The following is a 4157-nucleotide window of genomic DNA, read 5'->3' on the forward strand; positions in this document are numbered from 1 at the left end:
GACCCGCCAGTTCACCGACTACCGCGGTTGGTGGACCCCCACCCGTTACGACGGCTTTGGCGCCGTGGCCGAATACCACGCCTGCCGCGAACGCGTGGCGGTGATGGACCTGTCCGCGCTGCGCAAGTTCGACATCCTCGGCCCCGACGCCGAGGCGCTGATGCAGCTGTGCCTGACGCGCGACGTCAAGAAACTCGCGGTCGGCCAGGTGGTCTATTCGGCCATGTGCTACCCGCACGGCGGCATGCTGGACGACGGCACGCTGCTGCGCCTGGGCCCGGACAACTTCCGCTGGATTTGCGGCGAGGACTACGGCGGCGTCTGGCTGCGCGAGCAGGCCGAAAAACTGGGCATGAAGGTCTGGATCAAGTCGGCCAGCGACCACCTCCACAACGTGGCGGTGCAGGGCCCGCGCTCGCGCGAATTGCTGCGCCAGATGGTCTGGACGCCCGGCACCCAACCGGCGCTGGACAACCTGGGCTGGTTCCGCTTCCTGGTCGGCCGGCTGGACGACCACAACGGCTGCCCGATCATGGTCTCGCGCACCGGCTACACCGGCGAACTGGGCTACGAGGTCTGGTGCCACCCCAGCGACGCCCCGCGTGTGTGGGCCCGGCTGTGGGAACTGGGCGAACCGCTGGGCCTGTCACCGCTGGGCCTGGACGCGCTGGACACGCTGCGCATCGAGGCCGGCCTGGTGTTCGCGGGCCACGAGTTTTGCGACCAGACCGATCCCTTCGAGGCCGGCATCGGCTTCTGCGTGCCGCTCAAGACCAAGGCGGACGACTTCATCGGCCGCGACGCCTTGTTGGAGCGCAGCGCCCACCCGCAGCGCAAGCTGGTGGGGCTGCAGCTGCACGGCAACGAGATGGCCGCGCACGGCGACGGTGTCTTCGTCGGCCACGCCCAGGTGGGCGTGGTCACCAGCGCCACGCGTTCGCCGCTGACCGGGCAGAACGTCGCGCTGTGCCGGCTGGCCGTGGGCCACGCTTCGCCGGGGACGGCGGTGGAGGTCGGCAAGCTCGACGGCCACCAGAAGCGGCTGCCGGCCACGGTGTCGGCGCCGATCTTCTACGACCCGGACAAGAGCCGGGTGCGGGCCTGAGCCTTCCCTGCCGTTGGCGGCCGGCGCGGCGCGCGGTCCATTCAAGCGCGGGCGGTCAGCGGGCCACCGCTTCGGCCCCGAACCACTTCAGTCCCGCCACGCCGGCCACGATCAGCACCAGGCAGACCAGCCGCGGGGTGCTGGCGGCCTCACCCAGCCAGACCATGCCGTAGAGCGCCGTGCCCACCGCGCCCACACCCACCCACACCGCGTAGGCGGTGCCCACCGGCAGGCTGCGCATGGCCAGTGCCAACAGGTACAGGCTGAGAGCAATGAACACCGCGCAGTACACCGACGGCCACAGCCGCGTGAAGCCCTGGGTGCGCGCGATCGCGGCGGCCCAGCACACCTCGCACACACCGGCCGCCAGCAGCAGCCACCATCCACCGGACACCGTCGGGGTCATGCCATTTCCTCGCAACTGGCGCGCCGCCGGCGCGCCGAAACGCCCGTGCCCGGCGCGGCGCTGTGGGGCGCGGTACCGGGGCGGGCAGGGGCCGTCCCTTTCGGGACGCCGGGGCCGTTCAAGGTTGCTGCAGGTAGGCGTGCAGCGAATCGTCCAGCGCGTCTTGCCAGCGGGTGTGGTGCGGCGTGGCCATCGTCCCGGTCATCAGCGAGCGGTAGCACTTGTTGCGGTAGCCCATGATGTCCTCGTACTTGTCCTGCTTCCATTCCAGGAAGGTCTGGTTCACCGCCGCGATGTCGAAGCTCGGGTAGTCGGTCGCGTCGATCAGCTGCTGGATGTACTTGCCCTGGAACTCGAACATCTGCTGCGCGTCCTCCAGCGTCAGTTCTTCCTCGCGCCAGCGCAGGTCTTCGGCGTGCATCTCGTCGTAGGACGGCAGCGGGAGGCGGCCCAGGATCACGTCGCGCGCGTACCAGGCCTGGGCGTCGAACATGTTGAAGCTGTACCACTGGTCCTGCATGCCCAGGTAGATCAGCTGGGGGTTGCGTTCCCAGCACACGCCCTTGTACAGGTCCAGCGGCCACAGGCGGTTGCTGGTTTTCAGGCGCAGGTCTTCGGGCAGGAAGGGGAAGTGGTGCTTGTAGCCGGTGCACAGGATCACCGCGTCGATGTGCTTGTGGCTGCCGTCGGCGAAGTGGGCGGTGTTGCCCTCGACCCGCAGCAGCTGCGGCTTTTCCTCCCAGTTGTCGGGCCATTTGTAGCCCATGGGCGCGCTGCGGTAGCAGCTGGTGATGGAGCGCGCGCCGTACTTCCAGCACTGCGAGCCGATGTCCTCGGCCGAGTAGCTGGCGCCGACGATGAGCACGTCCTTGTCCTTGAACTCCAGCGCGTCGCGGAAGTCGTGCGCGTGCAGCACGCGCCCGCCAAAGGTTTCGAAGCCTGGGAAGTAGGGCACGTTGGGCGTGGAAAAATGGCCGCTGGCCACCACCACCCAGTCGAACACCTCCGCGTAGGTCAGGTCCTTCGCGTGGTCGTGCACGGTGACGGTGAAGCGCTTCGTCGCCTCGTCGAACTCCACCCCGCGCACCACCGTGTTGAAGCGGATGTAGGGGCGCACCCCGGCCTTTTCCACGCGGCCTTTGATGTAGTCCCACAGCACCTCGCGCGGGGGGTAAGACCCCATGGGGCGGCCAAAGTGCTCGTCGAAGGTGTAGTCGGCGAACTCCAGGCATTCCTTGGGTCCGTTCGACCACAGGTAGCGGTACATGCTGCCGTGCACCGGCTCGCCGTGCTCGTCCAGGCCGGTGCGCCAGGTGTAGTTCCACATGCCGCCCCAGTCCGACTGCTTCTCGAAGCAGACGAGTTCGGGGATCTCAGCACCCTTGGCCTGGGCAGATTGGAAAGCCCTCAGCTGGGCCAGCCCCGAGGGACCGGCGCCGATGATGGCAACGCGCTTGTTCATGCGAGTACTCCTGACGAGTGAATGGTTAAGTTGCAGGAAACTTTGATTCACTACATGAAGCATGAGGCGTGCCAATGGCCGTCAGCCGTGTCCGTGGGGCAGATCGGCCGGCAGACCCGAAGATGTGGGCCAAAAGGGGGCGTCTGGTGCACAAATAGCGTGTGACACCTGGCCGCCAGGCGCTGCCACGCACGCCTTTTGGGTGTGGGCGGGTCGCGGCGGCGGCGCCCCGCCAGATGGGGGGCTTGTCGCTATCATCCAGCCTCGCCCCTTCATCCCGCCTGCCCCCTGCATGTCCTCACCCCCTGCGCCCGCCGTGGCCGCTGACGCTGCCCCATCGGTCTCCACCGCCACCCTCACCACGCCCGTGGCCATGGGCTACATCCCGCTGGGCACGGTGTTCGGCTTCCTGTTCGTGCAGGCCGGGGCGGAGTGGTGGGTGGCCATCCTGTCGAGCGTGCTGGTGTACGCCGGTGCGGCGCAGTACATGATGGTGCCCATGATGGCCGCGGGCCTGCCGCTGGGCGCCATCGCCCTGGCCACGGGGGTGATCAACCTGCGCCACGTGTTCTACGGCCTGTCGCTGCTGCCGCAATGGCCCGAGCGGGGCTGGGCGCGCTGGTACCTGGTGTTCGCGCTGACCGACGAAACCTATTCCGTGCTCACCACCCTGCCGCCGCAGACCCCGCCACGGCAGAGGCTCCTGCTGGCCGCCCTGAACCAGGGCTGGTGGGTGTTGGGCACGGCCTTGGGGGCGCTGATCGGGGCCCAGGCCCAGGTGCCGCTGGTGGGGCTGGACTTCGTGCTGGCCAGCCTGTTCGCCGTGCTCACGGTGGAGCAGTGGCGCCACCGATTCAGCGCCGCGCCGCTGTGGGTGGCGCTGGCGGCGTACGGGCTGGCCTACGCGCTGCTGCCGCAGCACGCCCTGTCCATCGCCATGGGGCTGTGTGTGCTGGCGGCATTGGGGTGGCGACACGCCAAGAAAGGGCGGCCATGATCGACACGTCCTACGCCTTGGCAGGCATCGCGGGCATGGCGCTGGTCACCTTCGGTTTGCGGGCCTTGCCCTTCGTGGCCGCGAAATGGCTAAGCGCTCACCCCTTTGTGCAGCGCCTGGGGCAGTTTCTGCCGCTGGCCATCATGACGCTGTTGCTGTTGCACTCGGGCGTGGGCGCGGCGCGCGA

General features: G+C 68.5%; 5 protein-coding genes. 3 read left to right on the forward strand and 2 right to left on the reverse strand.

All coding sequences use genetic code 11. The features are described 5' to 3' along the window. Positions 1-1105, forward strand: a 1105-nt coding sequence (locus CON77_RS14660) for an aminomethyl transferase family protein (RefSeq protein ID WP_198552408.1), incomplete at its 5' end; no start/stop codon positions are given. 55 nt (positions 1106-1160) lie between these two features. Here the strand turns inward: CON77_RS14660 and CON77_RS14665 are convergent. Together CON77_RS14665 and CON77_RS14670 are read right to left on the reverse strand one after the other, a co-directional pair. Continuing rightward, positions 1161-1511 (reverse strand): DMT family transporter, encoded by a 351-nt coding sequence (locus CON77_RS14665; protein WP_101050325.1) that lies wholly within the window; start codon positions 1509-1511, stop codon positions 1161-1163. Positions 1512-1629: 118 nt separating this feature from the next. Then, entirely contained in the window at positions 1630-2973 is a 1344-nt protein-coding gene (locus CON77_RS14670; RefSeq protein WP_101050327.1) for a trimethylamine monooxygenase, read from the reverse strand. 292 nt (positions 2974-3265) lie between these two features. Here CON77_RS14670 and CON77_RS14675 point away from each other — a divergent pair, with 292 nt between their 5' ends. Together CON77_RS14675 and CON77_RS14680 are read left to right on the forward strand one after the other, a co-directional pair. Continuing rightward, the gene (locus CON77_RS14675) at positions 3266-3970 is read left to right on the forward strand and encodes an AzlC family ABC transporter permease (protein WP_101050329.1); all 705 of its coding nucleotides are present in this window, start codon (positions 3266-3268) and stop codon (positions 3968-3970) included. Further along, on the forward strand, positions 3967-4157 hold a 191-nt coding region (locus CON77_RS14680; RefSeq protein ID WP_198552409.1), incomplete at its 3' end, for an AzlD domain-containing protein. The genes CON77_RS14675 and CON77_RS14680, both read left to right, overlap by 4 nt.

Source organism: Macromonas nakdongensis, from assembly GCF_002837145.1.
Classification (GTDB): domain Bacteria; phylum Pseudomonadota; class Gammaproteobacteria; order Burkholderiales; family Burkholderiaceae_C; genus Macromonas_B; species Macromonas_B nakdongensis.

Excerpts from the sequence above, each read along its gene's own strand:
- CON77_RS14665 (WP_101050325.1), bottom strand. The coding sequence starts at position 1,511 with ATGACCCCGACGGTGTCCGGTGGATGGTGGCTGCTGCTGGCGGCCGGT.
- CON77_RS14670 (WP_101050327.1), bottom strand. The coding sequence starts at position 2,973 with ATGAACAAGCGCGTTGCCATCATCGGCGCCGGTCCCTCGGGGCTGGCC.
- CON77_RS14675 (WP_101050329.1), top strand. The coding sequence starts at position 3,266 with ATGTCCTCACCCCCTGCGCCCGCCGTGGCCGCTGACGCTGCCCCATCG.